The following is a 24,236-nucleotide window of genomic DNA, read 5'->3' as shown; positions in this document are numbered from 1 at the left end:
ACAGAAGTCACTTATGGAAAAATGGTTTATCAGCAAGAAAAAAGCAGATTTTGATCAGATCGGAGAGAAGTTTGGCATAGATCCGGTGATCGCCAGGCTGATCCGAAACCGGGATATCACAGATGAGGAAGATATACGCAGATATCTCTCCGGAACTCTGTCGGATGTGTCAGACCCAATGAAGATGAAGGGAGTAAAAGAGGCATGTACACTGCTTCAGGATGCCCTTCAGGCAGGAACAAAAATAAGGATTATTTCCGATTATGATGTGGATGGTGTGATTTCAAACTATATATTGTGGAAAAGTCTGAAAAATCTCGGCGGAATTGTGGATTTTACAATTCCTGACCGGATTCAGGACGGATACGGTATGAATACAGACATGGTACTCGATGCAAAAAAGGACGGTATCGGGCTGATTATCACCTGTGACAATGGAATCGCTGCTTTTGATCCGGTTGCAGAGGCAAAAAAGCTTAACATGGCCGTTATCGTTACAGACCATCATGAGGTTCCGTACCAGACGGCAGAAGGCAGGAAGCAGGAAATCCTGCCGCCGGCTGACGCAGTGGTGGATCCTAAACAGGAGGGATGCGGATATCCCTATAAGCAGCTCTGCGGGGCCGGGGTAGCATTTCAGCTCATGAGGGCGCTGTATGGAGAGGAAGGCAGGGAGGACAAAGAGCTGGAACCTCTGCTCTGTTTTCTGGCCATTGCCACTGTCTGCGATGTTGTGGATCTTACAAAAGAAAACCGTATCTTTGTCCGGGAAGGGCTGAAGAGAATTGGATTTTCAGAAAATATTGGACTTAATGCACTGCTCAAAGCTCATAAGCTGGAGGATGCCGATGTCAATTCCTATCATCTGGGATTTGTTATCGGCCCGTGCATCAATGCCAGCGGACGCCTGGAATCAGCAGAAAAGGTTCTGAGGCTGTTTCTTGAAAAGGATCCGGATGCAGCCATGGAAACTGCACAGGAGTTAAAAGAGCTCAACGACCAGAGAAAAGGAATGACCAATGACGGAGTCAGGGAAGCTTTGGATCAGATCGGGCAGAATGGATATGAAAGAGACAAGGTACTGGTTCTGTATCTGCCGGACTGCCATGAGAGTATTGCAGGCATTATTGCAGGCAGAGTGAAGGATAAGCTGCATAAGCCGGTGTTTGTCCTGACCAAAGGAAAAGAAGGAATCAAGGGCTCCGGAAGATCCATTGAAAGCTATCATATGTTTGAAGCCATGAATGAGGTAAAGGATGTATTTACCAAGTTCGGGGGGCACGCTATGGCAGCCGGATGCTCTCTTTCTGATGAGTCCAAAGCGGATGAATTCCGTACGAGAATCAATGAATGCTGCAAACTGGGCCGGGACGACTTTATAAAAAAGGTAACCATAGATGTGGATATGCCGATCGATTATATATCTGTGAATCTGGTGCGCCAGATGTCTGTGCTGGAGCCGTTCGGCAAAGAAAACAAGAGGCCTCTGTTTGCCCACAGAAAACTTTTCATTGAAAGAATCCAGGTATTCGGCGATAATAGAAATGTAATCCGGCTGTCGCTTAAGAGCGGCGGGGGGACAAGAATGACCGGAATGATTTTCGAAGAGGAAGAATTGTTCCGTCAGAAGATGGGAGAGGGAAAGCAGTACATCACTTGTACCTATTACCCGGATATCAACGTATACAGGGGAAATGAAAGCCTGCAGATACGGATACAGCATTACTTTTTTACATAGGGAGGACAGTTATGAGCCAGATTAAGTTAGTAACCATGGATTTAGACGGAACTTTACTGAATGATAAAAAGCAGATTTCCAGCCGCACCAGAGAAGTGCTTTCGGAAGCAGCAAGGAGAGGAGTACATATTGTGCCGGCCACAGGACGGATCTTTAAGGCTATTCCTGATTTTATCAGGAATATAGAAGGTGTCCGCTACGCTATCTGCTGCAACGGGGCAACCATTTATGATGCGCTGGAAGATAAGATTATATATAAAAATCATATACCGAAGGAGACTGTGCTCACTTTAATCCGTGCCCTTGCCAAGTGCAGCTGTACCAGAGATATCTACAGAAACGGACAGGGATATATGGAGAGTAAATTCTACAATCATCTGGAGGATTTTGATATTAAAGGCCAGCAGAAGGACCTGATCCTGCGGACCAGACAGGAGATTGAGGACCTGGAGGCCTATGTGGAAGAAAACAGTGACGGAATTGAAAAAGTCAGTGCATTTTTTGGGGATTTAGAGGAGCGGAAACGGGTTATGAAGGAACTGGACAGCATGGGAATTGCAAGTGTGTCAAGTGCCCTCTTCAATAATATTGAGATTACCCAGATGGGGTGCGACAAAGGAGACGGAATCACCCAGCTGGCCAAGTATCTTTCCATTCCGATGGAGGAAACCATGGCATGCGGGGACGCTGCTAATGATACCTATATGATCCAGGCAGCAGGGTTTGGAGTTGTAATGGAAAACGGAATGGACGAACTGAAAGAAATGGCAGATTTTGTGACAAAGTCCAATGAGGAAGACGGAGTTGCCTATGCCATTGAACGGTTTGTGCTGAATTAGAGGAGAATAAAACATATGCGGCTTTTGCATATGGCCGACCTGCATATAGGCAAGACGGTCAATGGAATGAATTTAATAGAAGACCAGAGATATGTACTGACCCAGGTATTGGATCTGCTGAAAAAGGAGCCCGCTGACGGGCTCCTTTTGGCAGGAGATATTTATGACCGGAGCATTCCGCCTGCAGAGGCAGTGACATTGTTTAACTGGTTTTTGACGGAAGTCTCAGAGCTTATGATACCTATATTTGCAGTGGCAGGAAATCACGATTCAGGGGAAAGACTGGAATTCGGGCAGAAACTTTTCGGGCGGCAGAAGGTCTATGTAGAGGGGACATTAAAAAAAGAGTTTCCGGCCATTGAACTGGAAGATGAGTATGGAACTGTGATGCTCCACCTGCTTCCGTATTTTAAGCCTGCAGAGGCAAAGGCATTCTATCCGGAGGATGAAATCCGTACCTATGAGGAGGCAATGAGTGCTGTCCTTAAGCGCCATCAGATCGACCCAAAAGTAAGAAATGTTTTGGTCACCCATCAATTTGTCACTGGGACAGAGCCGGTGGAACAGTCAGATTCAGAACTTGAGCTGAGTGTGGGCGGAGCAGACCAGATATCTTATTCTCTGTTTGAGGATTATGACTATGTGGCGCTGGGGCATATTCATGGCCCTCAGAGAGCAGGTAAGGATACTGTGCGGTACAGCGGTTCTATTTTAAAATATTCTTTTTCAGAAGAGTTTCATAAGAAATCTGTAACACTCATAGACATGAAGCAAAAGGGAGAGATTTTTGTCAAAGTTTATCCGCTGGTTCCCAAGCACAACATGCGCCGTATTAAAGGCAGACTTGAAAATCTCCTGAATCCGGAGGTCATTGCGGCGGCTGACTCTTCAGATTATATCAGTGCAGTGCTTACTGATGAAGAAGAACTGGCGGATCCTATGGAAAAGCTGCGTGCATCTTATCCGAATATCATGGAGCTGAGCATAGAAAAGAGACAGAAATCCGGTGATAACGATATCACTGCCGATGTCCGGGAGAAGACGCCGCTGGAGCTGGGAGAAGCCTTTCTTTTGCTGACTTCAGGAGAAAAAGAAGAAAAAAGAATGGACTTTTTGAAACAGCTTTTAGAGGAAGGAGGCATGGACAGATGAAACCATTGTTTCTTGAAATCTGCGGCTGGGGACCGTACCCGGAAAAGAACAGCATTGATTTTTCAAGCCTTCAGGGCGGCCTTTTCCTAATTACGGGGCCTACAGGATCCGGAAAAACTACTATTTTTGATGCCCTGACCTATGCTCTCTACGGAGAAGTAAGCGGAAGTGTCCGGACAAAGGAAAGCCTGAGGAGCGACTTTGCATCACAGAAGGAAGATACCTATGTGATCCTTGAGTTTATCCACAGAAATAATAAATACCGTGTGGAACGGCATCCAAAATATATGAGGGCTAAAAAAAGAGGGTCCGGCATGACGGTTAAGAAAGAAGATGCAGTTTTGACCCTGCCGGATGGAACGGTAAAAGCCGGTACGGCAAAGGTCAATGAGGAATTATCCCGTCTCCTGATGATCGATTATGACCAATTCCGCCAGATTTCTATGCTGGCTCAGGGAGAGTTTCAAAAACTGCTGGTAGCCAGATCCAGTGAGCGGGCAGAGGTCTTCCGCTCCATTTTTCATACGCAGATCTATAAAAGAATCCAGGCATTGGCAGGGGAAAAGGCAAGGGCCCTTTTGGGTGAAATCAGGGAACTGACAAATAAAATGGAGGAGGCTGCAGAGCTTTCAGAAGAAGAGGACACATACCGGGAGGCAAGAGAAAAAAGAGATTTTAAAGCTGTGATCAAATGCCTGGAGGAAGAATGCCGGGAAATCAAAAGACTTGCAAAAAAGACAGAAGATAATATAGGCCGCCAAAAAGAGGTATATGATTCTAAAAAGCAGGTTTTTGATCAGTACCGGAAGACAGAACAGGAAATAAAGGAATTATCTGAACAGATCAGCAGTCTGGAGGCGGAGACAGAAGGACTTTCTGAAAAGCGGGAAAAGCTCAAAGAGCAAAAAGAGGAGACGGAAAGCCTTAAGAGCTGCATGGACCGAAAAAAGGAACGGCTTGGGGTCTTAAAGGAGATGCAGGGCCGTCTGGACCAGTTTCAGCAGCTGAAGACAGTGTATGAGGAAACAAAAGCACGGGAACTGCAGCAGGCAAAAAGGACGGAGGCAGCCCTGTTTCAGGAATGGCTCCGTGCAGAAGCAGAGACTATACATTCCAAGGAAAAATATGAAAGTCTTGGAGAACAGTTTGGACAGGCTGAGTGTGAGTACCGGACAGCGGAGGAGAACCGCAGAAAAGAACAGGAAGCCTATATGGATGTTCAGTCCTCATTTTATGCGGGCAGCATCGGGATTTTGGCAAAGGAGCTGAAAGAAGGTAGCCCCTGTCCTGTGTGCGGTTCTGTATCCCATCCGGATCCTGCCCTAATTCCGTCGGAAGTTCCGGACAGGCAGCAGGTGGAGAATCAGAAAAAACGGGCTGAAGAAGCCGAAGAAATTCTTCGGAAATCATATAAGAAACTGCTGGAGCTGAAGGAGCAGAAAAATACGGCAGAGGCGGAATGGAAAAACAGGCAGAAAGAGCTGGGAGATGAACCGGACTGGGAAAAGATCACAAAGGCTGAAGTACTTTCTATGGAAAAGCTTTCCCTTGAGGAGGAAGAAGAAAAGCTTGCAGAGATCAGAGAAGATCTTGTGAATAAAGAAGGGCAGCTCAAGGCTTTCCGTACCGAATTCCAAATGTCAGATACGGCAGGAGACCTTCAAAAAGAGCATGACCGGCTTACAGGAGAAGTTCAGGAATATGAATGCAGGAAGGAGCGGCAGGAAGCAGAGAGTGCTGAACTTTTGACAGCTCTTTCCAAGGCGCATACACTGCTTGGAGAACGCAGGACTTCCTACGAGGAAAAAATGAGACAAAAGGCTGGCCTGGACCGGCATCAGATCGGTGAGGATGAGCTGAAAGCCATGGAAGAAGATATAAAAAAGACGGAGAATTTAAGAGAACAGCTTGCGGTTGCCAGTCATCAGAGACAGCAGGCACTGCGGTCTCTGAAAGAAAAACAGAAAAAAAGAGAACAGCTGGAGGAGACATACGGCATTGTGGGAGATGTGGACCGGCTGTTAAAAGGGGACAACCCGCTGCGCCTGACCTTTGAACAGTTTGTTTTGATCACATATTTTCAGGATATTTTAAAGGCAGCAAACATAAGATTCTTAAAAATGACAGGGGGACGGTATGAAATGTTCCGGAGTGAGACTGTCACAGATGCAAGGAAAAAGGATAATCTGGAAATAGAGATCATGGACTATTACACCGGAAGGCGCAGATCCGTTAAAACACTTTCCGGAGGGGAGTCTTTTAAGGCGGCTCTTTGCCTGGCTCTGGGGCTTTCAGACATCATTAAGAACAGTGCCGGCGGTATTGAGATCGAGGTGCTGTTCGTGGATGAGGGCTTTGGTTCTCTGGACAGTGAATCGCTGGAACAGGCAGTATCTTCCCTGCAGGAGCTGTCCGGAGCCAGCCGGATGATCGGTATTATTTCCCATGTCCCTGAACTTTCTGAAAGGATCGGGCAAAAAATCGTAGTTCGGAGGAAAAATATAGGGAGTTTCATTGAGAAATTGTGAGAAAAGGATTATAATGAAATCTGGGGGATGGAGAATAAATGAGTGAGCTAAGGAGTGAATACAGAATGAAGAAGCGCATCAAATCCATCTGCTTTGCGGTACTCTGTATCTGCCTTGCGGCAGGCAGCCATGCATTTGCACATAGTGCAGAAGCAACGACAGCAGCAAAGACAACAGAACAGAGCTCAACAACAGAGCAGACAACTGCCGCTGAGACCACGCCGACCACAGCCTCTGAAGCAGAGACTGCAACTACGGCGCAGCAACATCAGGAGACAACGGCACAGGAGCAAACGACAACTCAGACAGACAAGAAAAAGACAGAGAAAAAGAAAAATACAGTCAAAGCTCCTAAGAAAAAGACAAAAAAGATCAAACAGAAGAACAAGGTCAAAAAGCTCAAAAAGAACAAGAAGCTCAAAGAAGAAAAGGTTGTTTCCAACATTATCCCTAAGATTTACAATGACACACGTCTCAGCATGAAGGATAAGAAGGAGACAATTGCAGGATTTGTTTATTTCAACCAGGGAGACGCTGCATGGAATCAGAACGGTTACTGCATCAAAAGCAGCGGCTGCGGACCAACTGCTATGGCAGTCTGCATCAGTTCGCTGACAAAGAAATGGGTAACTCCGCTGGACACAACGATTTGGGCATATGAGCATGGCTACTACAGCAATGCTGGTTCCGCCCATGAAGTGGTGCCGGCGTTGGCGAAGAATTATCAGCTTGGATGCAGCGGCCTGGGAACTGATTATAAAAAGATCCGGGATGCTCTGAAGAAGAAGCATCCGGTAGTGGGGCTTATGGGTCCCGGGTATTTTACCAGAGGCGGACATTTTATTGCATTGGTCGCTATTGATGACAAAGATCAGGTGACAGTGGCAGACGTGGGAAGCAGACAGCGCAGTACATATAAGTACCATTTAAAAGATGTGATAGAGCAGTCTAAGGCTGCATCTGCCGGCGGACCGTTCTGGGAGATTTATAAACCAGGAAAGGCAGAAAAAGCTGCACTGAAGGCTAAAAAGGCCAAGGAAAAGGCAAAAGAGACAAAGGAACAGCTTCAAAAGAAACATCGTTATGATGATCTGAAAGCAGTTCTTTCCCAGAATCAGAGTGTAATCGTACCGCTGAAGCCGGGAACTGTCGTAACCAAAGAAAGCTTTGTAACGCTGCTTGACATTGACGCCAAGGACCGTGTATCTGTGGAAATAAAGAAAGAGGAGACAAAGGAGTATCCATTGAAGACTATCGTGGATGAACTTCAGACAAAAGCCATCGGCCAAACTTTTTGGGAGATGACACATCCGTTGGAAAAAAGCGAAGGACCGACACTCTCTGATTTCCTGAAACAGTAAGAAACATAATGCAGCCCGAAGTTCCATAAGACAGGACTTTCGGGCTGTTTTTCTATCTCCGGAAATTTTTTTAAAGAAATTTAAAAAAACTTGTTGACATTTTTCGCATTATTTTATATACTAAATCTTGTCGCGAGACAAGGGATCATAGCTCAGCTGGGAGAGCATCTGCCTTACAAGCAGAGGGTCATAGGTTCGAGCCCTATTGGTCCCATTCTTTATGCGGAACGCATAAAGATATGGCGATGTAGCTCAGTTGGCTAGAGCATACGGTTCATACCCGTAGTGTCAGCAGTTCGAATCTGCTCATCGCTATGAAAAGACATGTTATATAACTATAACATGTCTTTTTTTATTGCGTAGGAAATTCTTTCAGAATCCCCTACGCAATAAAAAGCACTCCGTGCAGGATGCGCACAAATGCGCAAGGAATCTATTTGCCTTTGGCAAATCACATTTGGCGCGCAAAGTGACCAAGCCCCTCAAAGAGTGAGGGATTGGGGAGATGAAGTGGCTTGTCCACTTTATTCTACCTAGGAAAGTTCTGCGAATCTCCTTATGTTTCTTAAATCTTTTTTGTATCTTGTATTGAATTATATTATAATAAAGAAAATGGAATACTCTATAAAATAGGCAGAATTATTTGAAAGCGAGGTATGGGATATGAGAGTAGGAATGGGATATGATGTGCATAAGCTGGTGGAAGGACGCCCTTTGATCTTAGGAGGCGTGCATGTCCCATACGAAAAAGGACTTCTGGGGCACTCAGATGCAGATGTGCTTCTGCATGCCGTCAGTGATGCTCTTCTCGGAGCGGCTGCATTGGGAGATATCGGGAGACATTTTCCTGACACAGATCCTAAGTTCAAGGGAGCTGACAGCATGGAATTGTTAAAGGAAGTCAGGAGGCTGGTGGAGGAAGAGTGCTACATTATTGAAAATGTAGACGCCACTGTGATTGCGCAGAGACCTAAGCTGGCACCTTATATTGAGAATATGGCAGAAAATATTGCCGGGGCACTGGGAATCGGCAGAAAACAGGTAAATGTAAAGGCAACGACAGAAGAACATCTGGGATTTACCGGGGAAGGACTTGGCATCAGCGCCAATGCAGTGTGTATGCTAACGCCTGTGGATAATTTTATCTATGAAGATGTTTTGAGGCCGGGCGGACAGACAGGATGCCAGGGATGCCAAGGCTGCCGGAAAGGGGAATAGATGGAGCTTGTTTACGATGACAAAAGCCGCAGGGAATTGATCTGCCGGATGTACCAGGATATTTTTCATGATCCGCAGACGTTTGCAGATTACTATTTTGATGTGGTATATCCCAAAAATCAGGTGCTTATGGCATGGGACGGGAGTTCTCCTGTGGGCATGATTCATCTGAATCCTTACCGGATGAAGATCTCAGACTGTGAGTTTGATGCCCATTATATTGTAGCAGTGGCTACAAAAAAGGAAGCGCGCAGAAAAGGTGTCATGAGGAACATGCTTTTTAAAGTACTCAACGATATGGCAGAGAGAGGGGAACCGTTCACCTATCTGATGCCGGCAGACAGAGCCTATTATGAGCCGTTTGATTTTGTGTTTGTCATGGACTGGACGGAGACTGAGATCATCGGGGCGGAGGGAATACCGGCTGGAGAGGTTAGACCCTTTCGGGAGGCGGATACAGAAAAAGTTCTTGAGTTCTTAAACCGGCAGATACAGTCATATGATATTTATACAGTGATGGATGCGGCATATTTGCGGCAGGCCGCTGCGGAGGCTGAGAGCCAGGGCGGCAGTCTGATGGTATGGAAGGAGCATGGCAGGATATCAGGTGTGTTTGCATACGGAAGAGAGGACAATACCGTCTATGTCCGTCTGGGTTTTGCTGGAGAGGAAGAAAGCTTTCTTGACATGCTGAGAGTTTCATTTCCCGGAAAAAAGATTGAAATATCTGCTGGATGTCTCAAAAAGGGTACGAGGGTACCGAAGATCATGTTCCGTATCACTTGTCTGGAAGCTCTGTGCCGTTGTCTGAAAGGCAGAACAGGCAGAGAGTTTATATTGACAATCAAAGATCCGATCATTGAAAAAAACAGCGGCACTTTTTTGTTTTCTCCTTCAAAAGATGGAACCAAGATTCAAAAAACGGAGGAGAAGGCGGAGGGAGAGCTGACGATCGGTGAATTGTCTAAAGCAGTCTTTGGATACGAGGGAGAAGAGATTCTGGAGATGTATCCGTGTTTAAAAGAGCTGATACCAATGGACGCTGTATATATCACTGAGGAGGTATGACTATGAGGATAATTTTTATCGGCGCAGACCATGAGGTGACAGGAAGCTGTCATTATGTAGAAGCCTGCCAAAAGCGCTTTCTGGTTGATTATGGAATGGAACAGGGGAAAAACGTATATGAAAATGCAGAACTTCCTGTCAATCCTGCAGACATTGATTTTGTTCTGCTGACCCATGCACATATTGATCACTCAGGTTTGCTTCCGCTTCTGTATGCAAATGGTTTCAGGGGAAATATTATCACAACAAAAGCTACAAAGGATCTCTGTGATATTATGCTGCGTGACAGTGCCCACATTCAGGAATTTGAGGCAGAATGGAAGAACCGGAAGGCAAGAAGGTCAGGAAAGCCGGAGGAGCCGCCGCTGTATACGATGGATGATGCAGTGAATGTCATGGAACAGTTCGTGGGATGCCAGTACAATGAAAAAATCGAGGTCAGCCGGGGCATCAGCATCCGGTTTACGGACATCGGACATCTGCTTGGGTCATCAAGCATCGAGGTGTGGCTGACAGAATCAGGTGTACAGAAAAAACTTGTCTTTTCCGGAGATATCGGAAACAATGATCAGCCGCTGATTAAAGACCCTCATTATACAGAACAGGCTGACTATGTAGTCATGGAATCCACATACGGCGACCGGTACCACGGGAATCATCCAGATTATGTCGGGGAACTGGCCGAACTGATTCAAAAGACTTTTGACAGAGGCGGGAATGTAGTCATCCCTTCTTTTGCCGTGGGAAGGACTCAGGAGCTTCTTTACTATATCCGCCAGATCAAGGAGGAGCGCAGGGTAAGGAATCACGGTGATTTCCCTGTGTATGTAGACAGCCCTCTGGCAGTAGAGGCAACCACTGTATTTCAGAACAATATCCATGATACATTTGATGAGGAAGCCATGGAACTGATCAATCAGGGCATTAATCCCCTGACTTTTTCAAATTTGAAATTATCCATTACAAGCAACGATTCCAAGGCGATCAACTTTGATGAAGAACGGAAAGTGATCATCTCAGCGTCCGGTATGTGTGAGGCCGGACGGATCCGGCATCATTTGAAACATAATCTATGGAAGCCCGAAAATACGGTTGTCTTTGTAGGCTATCAGGCTTATGGAACATTGGGGCGCGCCCTTGTGGAAGGTGCGGATGAAGTCCGGCTGTTCGGGGAGACAATCAAAGTAGAGGCCGAGGTGGTGCGTCTGGAAGGGATGAGCGGCCATGCAGACAAACATGGGCTGTCTGTCTGGGCGTCAGCATTCAAAGAAAAACCTGAGAAGTTTTTTATCGTTCACGGGGAAGATGAGACCTGCAATATTTTTGCAGACTATCTGGAACAAGAGTATGGAATGAAAGCAGAAGCACCGTACAGCGGCGATATTTTTGATCTGGAGACAGGGGAATGGATTCTTCGTGTTGCACCGAAGAAGGTGCCGGAGAGCAGAAAAGGAACAAGGAGAGCCAATGCTGTATTTGCCAGACTTCTGGCGGCAGGTGAGCGTCTGCTGTCCGTGATCCGAAAGAGTGAGGGCGGTGCCAATAAAGATCTGGCCAAATTTGCAGATCAGATCAATGCACTCTGCGACAAGTGGGAGCGCTGACAGAAAGAACAAAGGGACTGCAAGGAGGAAATAAATGAAAGTTTTAAAATCCGACGAGATGATGTGCGACCATTGTGTGGACCGGATCAAAATCGGACTGATGGACGCTGGAATTGAGGCGGAAGTAGAACTGCATGAAAAAAGTATCATTCTTCCGGAGGATGATGACGATGTGATAGAAAAAGCAAAAGAAATATTGGGGGATCTGGGGTATTTTGTACAGGAGATGTAAAATACCCCGGATAATCCGGGAACCGTTCATGGGAACGTGCATTTTCGGGTTAATCGTGGTACAATCGTAAAGTACGAAAAACGGAAGGAAACAGGAGAGAACATGAAGGAAGAAAGACGGAGTGAATCCTCCGCCATAAGGATTAATAAGTATTTAAGCCAGGCAGGCCTTTGTTCCAGAAGGCAGGCTGATTTTTATATTGAACAGGGGAAAGTGACGGTAGATGGAAAGACGGCGGAACCGGGAACAAAGGTCACGGAAGGACAGGAAGTATGTTTCGGCGGAAAACCGGTCCGGATGAACCGCCAGATTGTATATCTGGCCTATAATAAGCCGAAAGGTATTGTTTGTACCTCCAGCAAGGAGGAAGAGAACAATATCATTGATGCTGTGGGATATCCTTCCAGAATCTATCCGGTGGGCCGCCTGGACAAGGATTCCCAGGGACTGATTCTTTTGACGAATGACGGTGACGCAGCCAATGAGATTATGAAGGCCAGAAACTATCATGAAAAGGAATATGAGGTGACAGTCAATAAACGGATCACCAGTGATTTTATCCAGGGAATGAGAAACGGAGTGCCGCTTTCTGATCTGAATACAGTCACGAGAAAATGCAGTGTGAAGAAAGAGGGCCCAGAGAGTTTCCGAATCATTCTGACCCAGGGGTTAAACCGGCAGATCCGCAGAATGTGTGAATATTTTGGCTACAGGGTTACCAAACTAAGAAGAGTCCGGGTCATGAATATCAGGCTTGGCAGTTTGAAAGAAGGATCCTATCGGAAGCTTACGCCGGAGGAAATAAAAAAGTTAAAAGAGGAACTGACCTGTGAAAGATAAATTTGACCGAATGAAAGAGCTGATTCATATCCTGAGTCAGGCATCGAAAGCCTACTATCAGGAAAATAAAGAGCTCATGAGCAATTATGAATATGACAAGCTCTATGATGAGCTTTTAGAATTAGAAAAAGAGACAGATACTGTACTGGCAGACAGCCCGTCGGTCCATGTGGGATATGAACTTTTGACATCACTTGAAAAAGAGGCCCACTCGTCCCCGATGCTCTCTTTGGACAAGACGAAAGAGGTAGGGGAACTGGAAGACTGGCTGGGAGATCAAAAGGGCCTGCTGTCCTGGAAATTGGACGGGCTTACCATCGTCCTTACCTATCAGGACGGAGTGCTTTTAAAGGCTGTAACCCGCGGAAACGGGGAAGTGGGAGAAGTCGTGACAAACAATGCGAAAGTCTTTGTGAATCTGCCGAAGAAAATAGCATATAAAGGAACTCTTGTTATCCGGGGAGAGGCAGTGATCCATTATTCTGATTTCCAGAGGATGAACGAGGAGATGGAAGATCTGGACAGCAGATACAAAAATCCCAGAAACCTCTGCAGCGGTTCCGTAAGACAGCTGAACAATGAAGTGACAGCAAAACGAAACGTCCGTTTTTATGGCTTTTCCGTAGGAGACGTGCCGGATGTGGATTTTCACAATTCAGTGGAAGAAAAATTTGTCTGGGCAAAGAAACTCGGATTTGATGTAGTGGATTATGTCACTGTGAGAAGAGATACAATAGCTCAAGAAGTGGAACACTTTTCTAAATCTATAGAAAGCAGTGATCAGCCGTCAGACGGACTTGTCCTGATCTATGATGACATTGCTTACGGAAAAAGTCTCGGAACAACAGCTAAGTTTCCGCGGGATTCCATTGCGTTTAAATGGGCAGATGAGATTGCAGAAACAACGTTAGAGGAAATCGAATGGAGCCCTTCCCGAACCGGACTTATTAATCCGGTAGCCATATTTGATCCGGTGGAACTCGAAGGTTCTACGGTAAGCCGGGCAAGCCTCCACAACATCAGTGTCATGGAAGAACTGGAACTGGGCATCGGGGACCAGATTTCTGTATATAAAGCCAACATGATCATTCCCCAGCTGGCAGAAAACCAGACCAGGAGCGGCAATGCCCCGATCCCTGAGACCTGTCCGGCCTGCGGCGGGAAGACAGAGATTGAGGAAGAAAACGGAATCCGCACCCTGGTGTGTCCAAATCAGTTTTGCAGCGCTAAAAAGATCAAACTGTTTTCACATTTTGTGTCAAGAAACGCTATGAATGTGGACGGGCTTTCAGAAGCCTCTCTGCACAAGCTGATGGAAAAAGGCCTTTTGAGTGAATTGTATGATTTGTTTACATTAAAGGATCATAAAGAAGAGATTGTGGAGATGGAAGGCTTTGGTGAGAAGTCTTTTGATAATCTTGTAGATGCAGTGGAGCGGTCAAGAAAAACTACACTGCCTAAGTTTTTGTACGGACTTGGAATTGCCAATGTAGGACTTTCCAACGCTAAACTGATCTGCAGGCATTTCGGAGATGATCTGGATGCAATCCGGAATGCGGAGGCAGAAGAATTTACAGTGATTGACGGGATCGGTCCGATCATCGGCGAGTCTGTCAGCGGATATTTTCGTCTGGACAATAACAGTCAGACCGTAGACGGACTGCTTCAGTATGTTGAGATAGAGAAACAGAAGGAGCCGGATACAGAGAAAAAACTGGAAGGAAAAACCTTTGTTATCACAGGTTCTTTAAACCATTATGAAAACCGGAAGCAGCTTCAGGAACTGATCGAAATGCTGGGCGGAAAGGCGACCGGATCTGTGACAAAGAAAACAGACTATTTGATAAACAACGATATTCATTCTTCCTCATCTAAAAATAAAAAAGCAAGAGAGTTGGAAATTCCGATCATTACCGAAGAAGAATTTATGGATATGATCAAGTAAATAAGAAAAGAAGCAGAAAACAAAGGAGCGTGTAATTATGCCGATTAGAATTGATACAGACCTGCCGGCCAGAGCTATACTGGAAGAGGAAAACGTCTTTGTGATGGACACAGACCGGGCAGTCACCCAGGATATCCGGCCGCTGAGAATTGCTATTTTAAATTTGATGCCGAATAAGCTGGATACGGAACTGCATCTGCTCCGGAGCCTTTCCAATACTCCGCTGCAGATTGATATTACCTTTTTAAAGACGGCCTCCTATGAACCGACTCATGTGCCAGAGTCTCATATGGAGAAGTTTTATGTCTACTTTGAAGACGTGCAGGACAAAAAATTTGACGGTATGATCATAACCGGTGCTCCTGTGGAACTGAAGGAATTTGAGGATGTGGACTATTGGGATGAGGTGGCAGAGATCATGGAATGGACAAAAAAGAATGTCACCTCCACCTTACATATCTGCTGGGCAGCCCAGGCAGGCCTTTATTACCACTACAATGTCCGGAAGAATGTACTGGACCAGAAAATATCCGGCGTTTACCGTCATTACCCCCTTCATAAAAAGACGCCTTTAGTGAGAGGGTTTGATGATTATTTTTATGTCCCGCATTCCAGAAACACCGGTGTGGACGGCGAGGCAATCAGACAGTGCAAAGAATTGACCGTTGTGGCAGAATCAGAAGAGACCGGGCCGTATCTGATCTTAAATGAAACCGGAAGCCAGATTTTCGTTACGGGGCATCCGGAATATGATGTCATGTCCCTGCATCAGGAATATGTAAGGGATATTAACCGGGGGCTGAATCCGGAGATACCGAAGAATTATTATCTGGACGATGATCCGAAGAAGGGCCCTGTAAAGTCATGGAGATGCCATGCCAATGCAATGTATTATAATTGGCTGAATTATTACGTTTATCAGGCAACCCCTTACGATTTGTAAACAGAAGTATGTATGAGAGGTATCAGCGGGGAGATCAAGAGATTGGAGAATGTTTTATGGGCGAAGATAAGAATTATATTTCATTGGGATTAAGTCTTGGTTTGTGCTTTGGAGCAGCCTTTGGAAGCATATTTAATCAATTGGCCATAGGCATCAGTTTGGGCTTATGCATAGGATTAGCCGCAGGGACACTCATGGATCAAAAACATAATGATGAAGAATAGAACATAAACCAAAACCACGTCCATCTGCTGCCGATGGACGTGGTTTCCCTTTGAGGTATTTAATTTCTGAGCATGAGACCAGGACTTACATATTCTTAAAGATCTGATAGATCTTTGAATAGTTTTTCTTGTCATCATCGCTTTGTTTTACTCCGGTATACTCCTGCCAGTCATTGTCACTTCGCGAAAGGACATTATAAGTACGGGGTTTTCCGTCTGATGAGTCGGAACCAGACAGGGTTTCACGTCTTATAACCACATATCCGGCAGTGTAGGTGCCTCTGGCAGAATTGTACCGGATAACCTTCACCTTATCTCCGGGGCTTTTGTTTGTGATATCCTCTGTTGTCCAGTAGAGATAGTAACTGCTTCCTTTTCCCTGGAAGGACCAGGAATTAACACCTGCCTGGCCTGCGTTGAATCCGGCTTTGCCCAGGGCATTCAGCAGGTTTTCGTAAGCCTTTCCAGTTCCGGAAGAGGAGTCAATATTTTTAGTCATATAACTGCTGATCAGCTTGGCAGTGTCCGGATCATTCTCCATAATATAGTTGAGAGCCTCATTCATATTGAAATTGTAATCCTTATCGTGCTTGCTGCAGATGATGACAATACTTCCGTCAGAGCCTCGGCTCACATCATAAGGCCCGCCCTGGCGGCATTTATATTCTGATTTGCCGGCCAGAGACTTCAGATACGCGGTATCATACTTTCCGGCCCCCTCCAGTTCATAAATCTCATCCGCAGTGAGATCTCTTAAAAGTCCGGCCTTATTAACCAGACAGGCTTTTTTCTGGGCATTCGTAATATAGCCGATCAGAGACGGAATCAGAAGAGCCAGAAGGATAGCAAGAATCAGAAGAACCACGATGAGTTCCACCAGAGTGAATCCCTTTATATTTTGTTTATGCTTAGCCATTTTATAGAAAGCCCCCTTCCCCCTTATTTCTTTTAGTATAGCATATCTGCCCATATTCAGGTATAGATAAACCCAAGGATTTTTGACAGGCAGCAGCATAAGAGCTTTCGCTTTTAATTGAAAAGAAATCAAATTGTATATGAAATTTAAATATGGTATTATAGAAGAAAAAAGAGGTGAACACATGACGGAGAGACAGACAAAAATACTGGAAATAGTAAATGAAAAGAAAAAAATAGAAGTCAACCGGCTGTCCGAAACTCTGGGTGTATCACAGGTAACGATCAGGAAGGACCTGGATGCGCTGGAGGAAAAGGGACTGCTGAAAAGAGAGCATGGATATGCAGTGATCTGTAATACAGACGACATCAGCAACCGTATGGCTGTCCGGTACGATATAAAGGTGAAAATTGCCGCAAAAGCGGCGGAACTTGTCTCAGACGGGGAGACGGTTATGATCGAGTCAGGATCCAGCTGTGCGCTGCTGGCAGAGTATCTTGCACAGAAAAAAAAGGATGTCACGGTCATTACAAACTCAGCATTTATCGCAAGGCATATCCGGGAGTCTGCCGCAGGGAAAACTGTTCTTTTAGGGGGAGATTACCAGAAAGAATCTGAAGTCATGGTCGGCCCTCTTGTAAGAACCTGTGCCAGAGAATTTTATGTGGACAAGTTTTTTATGGGAACGGACGGATTTATTCCTCAGGCAGGATTTACATGCGGAGATATGATGCGTGCGGAAGCTATGAAAAATATGGCGGAATCAGCAAAACATTCTATCATCCTGACAGATTCCAGCAAGTTCCTGCAGCAGGGAGTTGTGCTTCAATGCAGACTGGACCAGATCAATATGGTGGTCACAGATGCCGGAATTCCTGAGGATGCCAGAATGATTCTGGAAGAAAACCATGTGACAGTGAAGACGGCAGAATAAAGAAAAGGAGAAATCTCATCACTTAGAGAGTTCTCCTTTTTTGTAAACAGATTTGTCCGTGGGAATATCAGAACTTAACGGAAAGTCCTTCTGCCTCAAATATTCCGGCATATTCTGTAAGATCTTCGGGGTGCAGGGCATCTACATCCTTCATTTCATAGTTCATATGCAGCTGTTCATATTTATTCTGTCCGAACTGATGAAAGGGAAGGAGATTGACCTGGGTGATGCCGATCTGACGTAAAAGAGCAGAAAATTCACGGGCATCTTCAATAGAATCGTTGACTTCCGGTATGACAGGAATCCGGGCAATTACCTCTTTGCCATGCTGCACTGCCCATTTCATATTTTCAATAATCTTTTCATTTGGCACACCGGTGTAGAGCCGGTGTTTTTTGCTGTCATGGTGCTTCATGTCAAACAAAAGCAGGTCAGCCTGTTCAGTCACTGAAACAAAAACTTCATGGGATGCATAGCCGGTTGTCTCCAAAGCCGTATGTAATCCCTGGTTCTTACATTCCAAAAGGAGCAGTGCGGCAAATTCCGGCTGTGCCATGACTTCTCCGCCGGACAGTGTGATACCGCCTCCGGATTCTTCATAGAAGTCTTTATCCTTTAGAACCTCTTTCATAATCTCGCCAACTGACATCATTTTTCCCATGTATTCCAGTGCATTTCCCGGGCAGTGTCTTGTGCAGGCCAGGCAGCCCTCACAGCTTTCATGACGGAACTGGAAGCTTCCGCCGTCTGAAAAATGAATGCTTCCTGTTGGACATGACTGCTGGCAGAGACCGCAGTGCAGACACTTTCCGGGGTCCCATAGGATCTGCGTGTGAAATGACTGGGATTCGGGATTGGAGCACCAACGGCAGTGCAGCGGACAGCCCTTAAAAAATACCGCGGTCCGGATACCGGGACCGTCATGGATACTGAATTTTTGAATATTGAAGATATTTGCTTTCAATTGAAACCCTCCTTTTCCGGAAACAAAGCGGAATATCTGACAGTGTTTTTCTATATCAGAACTTTATCATAAGAATAAATAAAAGTAAATGATATTTTCAATAAAATAAAAATAAGTTTCAAATGTAATATAATCACGATAAAACGAAGAACAGGCTCCGCGGATATTTTTATGCTGTCTGTACACCTGCTCTTTTTCTGTGGGCATTTCTTACTCTTTCCCGGCATTTCGGGAGCAGATTTTTCATTTTGTCCCAGCCCTCATCCTCTGTATTTTTTCCGAGCTTTTCCTCCAGCAAGTGTGATTGGATGATCAGGCTGTAATAAAGCTGTGTGTCTATATTTTCCTGTCTGCAGATCTGTGTCAGGAGTTTTGTGGTGGAAGCATATTTATTCCAGAGCTGTTCGGTGGCAAGTCTCCGGCTGAACGGAAAAATCAGGCGGTTGAAGATGAGTGCGATGAAAATTCCCGCTAAAATATAACCAAAACGGATCGTCAGCATTTTTCCTACATTACCCCATCCAAATGCGTCTGTAAAGACAGCGGCACCCAGGGCGCCGACAGTGGAGCAGGCAAAGGTTCCCGTATAATCAGAGAAATAAAAGGACAGGTACCCGGAAAACATCATCACTGCAGTGCGGCCGGCCATAGATGGGACAGCGGCATACAGCAGCAGTCCAAAGAGTCCTCCGATGGCTGTAGCGGCAAATCTTTTCCTGGCCTTTTGTCCGATGTCATCTGCATACGGCAGAGAGACGGAAGCGATGGTAAATAAAAGCCATTTGCCGTGGGCTAAATGCAGCGACTGAACGAGCAGCGTTGAAAATGCAAGAAGAAGTGCCACCCGCAGAGCATAGACAAGTCTTACCGGACTGATATCCAGTGCTGCCTTCAGCTGGACAGAAAGAGAAAGTGCGGTCGGCCGGTACCGGGTTCTCTTTTCAGGGTCAGACATACGAAGCAGATGATCCTGCAGATAGTTAAGCCCGTCGAAAAGTTCCTGCGCTATTGGATCTTCATATCCGGACAGAAAACCAGACCGAGTCAGGGGAGGGAGTTCTTCTGTCTGACGTTTAATATACTTCTGGAAGAGCCGGAGCCTGTCAGATACAGATTGAAGAAGTCCTGACAGGCAGGGAGGGATGGGTCCTTTGAGTTCTGATAAAAGGAGAAACAGATGCTCTACACCCCGCCCTGAATCTATAACGGCAAAATTTGCATCAGAGATGCAGAGAGCTTTTTTTCTCCGGTCATAGACCATCCGGCTTAAGCGGAACAGGTTTTTTCTTATATCCTCAGGACAGTCAGGGGAGCCGGTTCCGCAGATCTTATATCTGATCAGTCCCAAGGTTTCATCGATCATGTCGGACAATGCATCTCTCGTAGTTTCGGCAACTCTTTTACGGCCCATGACAAACTGGTAAAGGATGATGCATACAGCACCGGTAATCATGGCGGCAAGACGCTTCGGCAGCATATCCGGTGCAGCTGGTGAGATAAAAATCAAAAACAAATAGGACAGTATGTACGGAAAGTAAAGATGGCTGGAATATTCATAGGTAAACACATAGAGAATCAAAAATATCATTCCCAAATTCAGAGGGAACGAAAAAACAGCAGGCAGCGTGTTCACAAAACATGCTGAAACAGCCATGCATACCAGAATTGCAGTCTGTCCTGCCAGATGCTTTATGGGCGAGGATGTCATGTCTTTCAGCATGGATGAAGCCATCATAATCGTAAAAATAACACCGACAATAGAATTTTCCATGCCGAATATTTTCTGAAAGACAGTGACGAAAGTAATAATAAACAAAAAGTCCAGGGTTGCAAATTTAAAATTTTTCTTCAGGCTTTTCCTGCAGGAAACCATTATTTCTTTAAGCTTGACATTCAATGGAAATGCCTCCTTTCATGTTTTTTTATAGTAGCACGACCAAAAACGATATACAAGAACGTAACTTTCAAAAAAATTTATATGAGACCCGCCTAAAAGTTTGACAGCATTGAATCGTGCCAAGGTTGAATTGCTTAGGCAACTATTTGCCTCAGACATCCTTTATAATAAAGACATACCAACAATACAATCTTTTTAAGAAAGGAGAGAGGCACTATGAAACAACAAGTACAAAAGTTCGGACGGTTTTTAAGCGGCATGGTACTGCCAAACATCAGCGCACTGATTGCATGGGGATTTTTTACCGCGATCTTTTTGCAGGGAGGATGGTTTCCAAATGAAAAAATGGCTACGGTCATCAGTCCCATGCTCAATTATCTGATTCCGGTTCTGATGGGCTATACCGGAGGTAAGATGGTATACGGGACCAGAGGAGCTGTGGTCGGAGCAGTTGCCACCTTTGGAATCATCATCGGCGGTTCCATTCCGATGTTCCTGGGAGCCATGATCGCAGGACCTCTTGGCGGCTGGCTGGTAAAAAAGCTGGACAGTCTGCTGAAGGACAAAATTCCGGCTGGATTTGAAATGTTGTACGACAACTTCTCAGCAGGAATTTTAGGAATGCTCCTTGTTATGCTTTGTTTCTGGATTATGGGTCCTTTGGTTGAGGGAGCCAGCAATGCTCTTGGAAATGGAGTAAAAGCTATTGTGGATGCAGGAATGCTTCCTCTGGCCTCCGTCATTATTGAGCCGGCAAAGATTTTATTTTTGAACAACGCTATCCAGTATGGAGTTTTGACACCTTTGGGGCTGGCAGATGCAGCTGTGGCAGGAAAATCTATTTACTTCCTTTTAGAAGGAAATCTTGGACCTGGACTGGGAGTTCTGCTGGCATGCTGGTTCTTTGGAAAAGGGGAAGCCAAGAGTTCCGCACCGGGTGCCATTATCATTCAGTTTTTCGGCGGTATACATGAATTGTACTTCCCATATGTGCTCATGAAGCCGGCACTGATTTTGGCGGTTATCCTGGGAGGCAGCGCAGGAATCCTTACCAATTCTCTGCTTGGAAGCGGCCTTGTGGCAGCAGCGACTCCCGGAAGTATCTTTGCTTACATGGCTATGGCACCTAAGGGCGGCGCACTGCCCGTGCTGGCCGGCATTGCGGCGGCAACTGCAGTATCCTTTATCGTGGCCTCTATCATCTACAAGAGATCCAAGGATGATGAGGATGAGGGCAGCTTCCAGAGTTTTGACCCGCTGGATCTTTCTTTGGACGAAGGCGTGAAAAAAATAGTGTTTGCTTGTGATGCCGGAATGGGATCCAGTGCCATGGCAGCTGCAACCTTGACAAACAAGCTGAACAAAGCAGGGATCAGCATTAAGGTAGCTCATACATCTGTGGATGAGATACCGAAAGATGCGGAGATTATTCTCACCCACACAAGCCTTGCAGAGAGGGCAAAATCTTATAACAGCACAGCACGGATCATTGCGGTCTCCAATTTTGTGGATGCGCCGGAATATGATCAGCTGGTGGAAGAACTGAAAAAGCAGCAGTAGATTTATGAGGGAGGGAATCGTATGCGTGTGAAAATGGCTTCTCTTTACGGGAAGAAGGATATCAGAATCAGGGAAACCGAACTTCCCGAGATCAAGGATGATGAGATATTAATTAAAGTAATGTCCAATGGAATCTGCTTTTCTACCTATAAGGCAGCAATGAAAGGAGAAGAACACCTGAGGGTTCCTGAGAATGTGCACGAGACTCCGGTGGTGACCGGCCATGAAATGGCCGGCATCATCGAGAAGGCAGGAGATAAGTGGAAAGATAAGTATCAGCCCGGCACTTCCTGCTTTCTTCAGGCAGGAATCCGTTATAAAGGAAGTGAGGATGCACCGGGATATTCTTTTGAATTTTTTGGCGGGAATGCAACTTATACAATCATTCCCGGCGGCTATATTGAATCCGGCTGCCTGCTGACCTATGAGGATGATTATTTTGCATTCGCTTCTATGGGGGAGCCGGTGTCCTGCATCATTAGTGCTTTCCATACCTGTATCCATGATTACATGGAAGATATGTTTGTCTATGACAATATACACGGCACAAAAAAGGGAGGAAGTATGCTGCTGATGGCAGCCTGCGGCCCGATGGGAATCGGGGCTGTTGACTATGCAGTTCATGGACCGTCCAGACCAAAGAAACTGGTAGTCACAGAGATCAATGAGGAAAGGCTGTTAAGAGCCAAAAAACTGATCAGCCCGGAGGAGGCCGCCGGCTGCGGTGTGGAGCTTGTCTATGTAAATCCGTCGGATATGGAAGACGAAGAACAGGAGCTGATCTGTCTGTCCGGGGGGAATGGATATGATGACATTATGATATTTGCCGCCTCAGAAAGCCTGGTGGAACTGGGCAGCAGCCTTTTGGCCGTCAACGGCTGCCTGAACTTCTTTGCCGGACCTACAGATGAACAATTTAAAGCGAAAGTCAATTTCTATGATATTCATTACAGAAGGACTCATTATGTGGGAAACAGCGGAGGAAATTTAGATGATATCCGTGAGATGTTTGACTTATCCAAAAAGGGAATGATTACGCCGGAGTATATGATTACCCATGTGACGGGCCTTCAGGAGGTGCCGGAGATCATTTTAAACTTGCCGGATATCCCGGGAGGAAAGAAGCTGGTTTATCCCCATGTGGATCTGCCGCTTATGGCACTCAGTGATTTTGAAAAACGGGCGGAGGAAGATCCGGTTTACCGCAAAATTGCAGATATATTAGAAAAAAATCATGGAGTGTGGTGCAAAGAGGCAGAGAAGGTCTTATTTGCCGAAAAATGGATTGATAATTGAACAATTTCCCAGTGAAGCAATGGAAGATTTCAGGTAAAATGGAGGTAGAGACATGTTAGTGAACTTACAGAACATATTAAAAGAGGCAGAAGAGGGAGGATATGCGATTCCGTGTTTTAATGTCCCCAACTTTGAGATGGCGAGAGCTGCCATGGATGCAGCCAGTGAGCTGTCAGTGCCGGTCATCATCGGACATGTCCAGGTACATGACAGTCTGATCCCTATTGAGAACATCGGACCTCAGACTGTGGAGTACGCAAAGAGGGTATCTGCTCCGGTATGCGTACATCTGGACCATGGCATTGATTTCAGCTTTGTAATGAGAGGCATCCGCTGCGGTTATTCCAGTATCATGTATGACTGCAGTGACCTTCCGTTTGAAGAAAATATAAAAAGAATCCGGGAATTTACGCAGTCAGCCCATGAGATGGGACTTTCTGTGGAGGCAGAATTGGGAATGATGAGCAGTACGGCGGGGGATTCTCACGGAGGGCCTACACTTCTTGGGCGGGAAGAAATTAAAAAGACATTTACAGATCCTGATATGGCAGCAGAGTTTGCAGAGAGAACCAAAGTAGATGCATTGGCTGTGTGCTTCGGGACGGTACATGGAATCTACGCTGAGGAGCCGATGCTGGACATTGACAGGGTAAAAGAGATGCGGAAGAAGATGCCGGATACTACCAGACTGGTCATGCATGGAGGTTCCGGTGTAGATCAGGCCCAGGTTGATAAGGCTATCAAAGCAGGGATTACGAAGATCAATTATCATTCCTATTGGTCTAAAGCAGCCAGCCGGCATGTATTTGAAAAGCTGAAGGAGACTGGAGGAGATATGTTTTACCACGAGGTACAGGAGGAAGCGTACCGTAAGTTAAAAGAAGATGCAAAAGAGGTGCTTTTGAGATTCAGGGGCGGAAACTAAATGTGATGTCTGCAGGCAGAGCGTATATCACGGTAAAAACTCCTGAATAAAA

Annotated in this window: 20 protein-coding genes and 2 tRNA genes; 19 read left to right on the top strand and 3 right to left on the bottom strand. The window is 45.7% G+C overall.

The window, feature by feature from the left end:
* Nucleotides 1-13: 13 nt before the first annotated feature.
* The 15 genes from recJ (at nt 14) to KH180_RS04010 (ending at nt 15,692) form a co-directional block, all read left to right on the top strand.
* Entirely contained in the window at nt 14-1,738 is a 1,725-nt protein-coding gene (recJ, locus tag KH180_RS04080; RefSeq protein WP_290756745.1) for a single-stranded-DNA-specific exonuclease RecJ, read from the top strand.
* 11 nt (nt 1,739-1,749) lie between these two features.
* Nucleotides 1,750-2,577 carry a Cof-type HAD-IIB family hydrolase gene (locus KH180_RS04075; protein WP_290756743.1) on the top strand — a complete coding sequence of 276 codons (828 nt, stop codon included), beginning with the start codon at nt 1,750-1,752 and terminating at the stop codon, nt 2,575-2,577.
* 15 nt (nt 2,578-2,592) lie between these two features.
* Nucleotides 2,593-3,729 carry an exonuclease SbcCD subunit D gene (locus KH180_RS04070; protein ID WP_290756740.1) on the top strand — a complete coding sequence of 379 codons (1,137 nt, stop codon included), beginning with the start codon at nt 2,593-2,595 and terminating at the stop codon, nt 3,727-3,729.
* Nucleotides 3,726-6,257 carry an AAA family ATPase gene (locus KH180_RS04065; protein ID WP_290756738.1) on the top strand — a complete coding sequence of 844 codons (2,532 nt, stop codon included), beginning with the start codon at nt 3,726-3,728 and terminating at the stop codon, nt 6,255-6,257. Before KH180_RS04070 ends, KH180_RS04065 begins: the two co-directional genes overlap by 4 nt.
* A 38-nt stretch (nt 6,258-6,295) precedes the next feature.
* Complete coding sequence (locus tag KH180_RS04060) at nt 6,296-7,618, top strand: C39 family peptidase (RefSeq protein WP_290756735.1); 1,323 nt, start codon at nt 6,296-6,298, stop codon at nt 7,616-7,618.
* Between the two features lie 141 nt (nt 7,619-7,759).
* A tRNA-Val gene (locus KH180_RS04055) sits at nt 7,760-7,832 on the top strand.
* Nucleotides 7,833-7,859: 27 nt separating this feature from the next.
* Nucleotides 7,860-7,933 (top strand) — tRNA-Met (locus KH180_RS04050).
* Nucleotides 7,934-8,281: 348 nt separating this feature from the next.
* Nucleotides 8,282-8,836, top strand: coding sequence for a 2-C-methyl-D-erythritol 2,4-cyclodiphosphate synthase (gene ispF, locus KH180_RS04045; RefSeq protein ID WP_290756734.1), 555 nt, complete (start codon nt 8,282-8,284; stop codon nt 8,834-8,836).
* A complete protein-coding gene (locus KH180_RS04040; protein WP_290756732.1) occupies nt 8,837-9,904 on the top strand; it encodes a GNAT family N-acetyltransferase in 1,068 nt (355 codons plus the stop codon).
* Between the two features lie 2 nt (nt 9,905-9,906).
* A complete protein-coding gene (locus KH180_RS04035) occupies nt 9,907-11,508 on the top strand; it encodes an MBL fold metallo-hydrolase RNA specificity domain-containing protein (protein ID WP_290756729.1) in 1,602 nt (533 codons plus the stop codon).
* Nucleotides 11,509-11,542: 34 nt separating this feature from the next.
* On the top strand, nt 11,543-11,740 hold the full coding sequence (locus KH180_RS04030) for a copper chaperone (protein ID WP_290756726.1): 198 nt from the start codon (nt 11,543-11,545) through the stop codon (nt 11,738-11,740).
* A 102-nt stretch (nt 11,741-11,842) separates the two neighbouring features.
* On the top strand, nt 11,843-12,580 hold the full coding sequence (locus tag KH180_RS04025) for a pseudouridine synthase (protein WP_290756723.1): 738 nt from the start codon (nt 11,843-11,845) through the stop codon (nt 12,578-12,580).
* Entirely contained in the window at nt 12,570-14,525 is a 1,956-nt protein-coding gene (gene ligA, locus KH180_RS04020; protein ID WP_290756720.1) for an NAD-dependent DNA ligase LigA, read from the top strand. The genes KH180_RS04025 and ligA overlap by 11 nt, the downstream gene beginning before the upstream one ends.
* A gap of 37 nt (nt 14,526-14,562) precedes the next feature.
* On the top strand, nt 14,563-15,468 hold the full coding sequence (gene metA / locus KH180_RS04015) for a homoserine O-acetyltransferase MetA (protein ID WP_290756718.1): 906 nt from the start codon (nt 14,563-14,565) through the stop codon (nt 15,466-15,468).
* Nucleotides 15,469-15,524: 56 nt separating this feature from the next.
* Nucleotides 15,525-15,692, top strand: coding sequence for a hypothetical protein (locus KH180_RS04010; RefSeq protein WP_290756717.1), 168 nt, complete (start codon nt 15,525-15,527; stop codon nt 15,690-15,692).
* 85 nt (nt 15,693-15,777) lie between these two features.
* Here KH180_RS04010 and KH180_RS04005 read toward each other — a convergent pair whose 3' ends face one another.
* Nucleotides 15,778-16,608: a prepilin-type N-terminal cleavage/methylation domain-containing protein gene (locus KH180_RS04005; protein WP_290756714.1), complete on the bottom strand. Its 831-nt coding sequence runs from the start codon at nt 16,606-16,608 to the stop codon at nt 15,778-15,780.
* Between the two features lie 184 nt (nt 16,609-16,792).
* Here KH180_RS04005 and KH180_RS04000 point away from each other — a divergent pair, with 184 nt between their 5' ends.
* Nucleotides 16,793-17,542 (top strand): DeoR/GlpR family DNA-binding transcription regulator, encoded by a 750-nt coding sequence (locus KH180_RS04000; RefSeq protein ID WP_290756711.1) that lies wholly within the window; start codon nt 16,793-16,795, stop codon nt 17,540-17,542.
* Nucleotides 17,543-17,609: 67 nt separating this feature from the next.
* Here KH180_RS04000 and KH180_RS03995 read toward each other — a convergent pair whose 3' ends face one another.
* Together KH180_RS03995 and KH180_RS03990 are read right to left on the bottom strand one after the other, a co-directional pair.
* Nucleotides 17,610-18,506 (bottom strand): glycyl-radical enzyme activating protein, encoded by an 897-nt coding sequence (locus KH180_RS03995; protein WP_290756708.1) that lies wholly within the window; start codon nt 18,504-18,506, stop codon nt 17,610-17,612.
* Between the two features lie 169 nt (nt 18,507-18,675).
* The gene (locus KH180_RS03990; RefSeq protein WP_290756707.1) at nt 18,676-20,403 is read right to left on the bottom strand and encodes an FUSC family protein; all 1,728 of its coding nucleotides are present in this window, start codon (nt 20,401-20,403) and stop codon (nt 18,676-18,678) included.
* A 216-nt stretch (nt 20,404-20,619) separates the two neighbouring features.
* Here KH180_RS03990 and KH180_RS03985 point away from each other — a divergent pair, with 216 nt between their 5' ends.
* The 3 genes from KH180_RS03985 to KH180_RS03975 are packed head-to-tail and all read left to right on the top strand — an operon-like array spanning nt 20,620 to nt 24,184.
* A complete protein-coding gene (locus tag KH180_RS03985) occupies nt 20,620-21,963 on the top strand; it encodes a PTS mannitol transporter subunit IICB (protein WP_290756706.1) in 1,344 nt (447 codons plus the stop codon).
* 21 nt (nt 21,964-21,984) lie between these two features.
* Nucleotides 21,985-23,259 (top strand): alcohol dehydrogenase catalytic domain-containing protein, encoded by a 1,275-nt coding sequence (locus tag KH180_RS03980; RefSeq protein WP_290756704.1) that lies wholly within the window; start codon nt 21,985-21,987, stop codon nt 23,257-23,259.
* A 52-nt stretch (nt 23,260-23,311) separates the two neighbouring features.
* Complete coding sequence (locus KH180_RS03975; protein ID WP_290756701.1) at nt 23,312-24,184, top strand: class II fructose-bisphosphate aldolase; 873 nt, start codon at nt 23,312-23,314, stop codon at nt 24,182-24,184.
* The last annotated feature ends 52 nt before the right edge of the window (nt 24,185-24,236 follow it).

The organism is Anaerostipes sp., assembly GCF_018381315.1.
In the GTDB taxonomy this organism is placed as follows: Bacteria; Bacillota; Clostridia; order Lachnospirales; family Lachnospiraceae; genus Anaerostipes.
The sequence above is the reverse complement of the archived record's forward strand: the minus strand, read 5'-3'. Positions and strand labels throughout refer to the sequence as shown.

Bases quoted from the DNA above. Each gene is read 5' to 3' on its own strand.
- ispF (WP_290756734.1), top strand. From the start codon at position 8,282: ATGAGAGTAGGAATGGGATATGATGTGCATAAGCTGGTGGAAGGACGC.
- metA (WP_290756718.1), top strand. From the start codon at position 14,563: ATGCCGATTAGAATTGATACAGACCTGCCGGCCAGAGCTATACTGGAA.
- KH180_RS04035 (WP_290756729.1), top strand. From the start codon at position 9,907: ATGAGGATAATTTTTATCGGCGCAGACCATGAGGTGACAGGAAGCTGT.
- KH180_RS03975 (WP_290756701.1), top strand. From the start codon at position 23,312: ATGTTAGTGAACTTACAGAACATATTAAAAGAGGCAGAAGAGGGAGGA.
- KH180_RS04030 (WP_290756726.1), top strand. From the start codon at position 11,543: ATGAAAGTTTTAAAATCCGACGAGATGATGTGCGACCATTGTGTGGAC.
- KH180_RS04040 (WP_290756732.1), top strand. From the start codon at position 8,837: ATGGAGCTTGTTTACGATGACAAAAGCCGCAGGGAATTGATCTGCCGG.
- KH180_RS04025 (WP_290756723.1), top strand. From the start codon at position 11,843: ATGAAGGAAGAAAGACGGAGTGAATCCTCCGCCATAAGGATTAATAAG.
- recJ (WP_290756745.1), top strand. From the start codon at position 14: ATGGAAAAATGGTTTATCAGCAAGAAAAAAGCAGATTTTGATCAGATC.
- KH180_RS04065 (WP_290756738.1), top strand. From the start codon at position 3,726: ATGAAACCATTGTTTCTTGAAATCTGCGGCTGGGGACCGTACCCGGAA.
- KH180_RS04000 (WP_290756711.1), top strand. From the start codon at position 16,793: ATGACGGAGAGACAGACAAAAATACTGGAAATAGTAAATGAAAAGAAA.
- KH180_RS03980 (WP_290756704.1), top strand. From the start codon at position 21,985: ATGCGTGTGAAAATGGCTTCTCTTTACGGGAAGAAGGATATCAGAATC.
- KH180_RS04070 (WP_290756740.1), top strand. From the start codon at position 2,593: ATGCGGCTTTTGCATATGGCCGACCTGCATATAGGCAAGACGGTCAAT.
- KH180_RS04060 (WP_290756735.1), top strand. From the start codon at position 6,296: ATGAGTGAGCTAAGGAGTGAATACAGAATGAAGAAGCGCATCAAATCC.
- KH180_RS03985 (WP_290756706.1), top strand. From the start codon at position 20,620: ATGAAACAACAAGTACAAAAGTTCGGACGGTTTTTAAGCGGCATGGTA.
- KH180_RS04005 (WP_290756714.1), bottom strand. From the start codon at position 16,608: ATGGCTAAGCATAAACAAAATATAAAGGGATTCACTCTGGTGGAACTC.
- KH180_RS04010 (WP_290756717.1), top strand. From the start codon at position 15,525: ATGGGCGAAGATAAGAATTATATTTCATTGGGATTAAGTCTTGGTTTG.
- KH180_RS04075 (WP_290756743.1), top strand. From the start codon at position 1,750: ATGAGCCAGATTAAGTTAGTAACCATGGATTTAGACGGAACTTTACTG.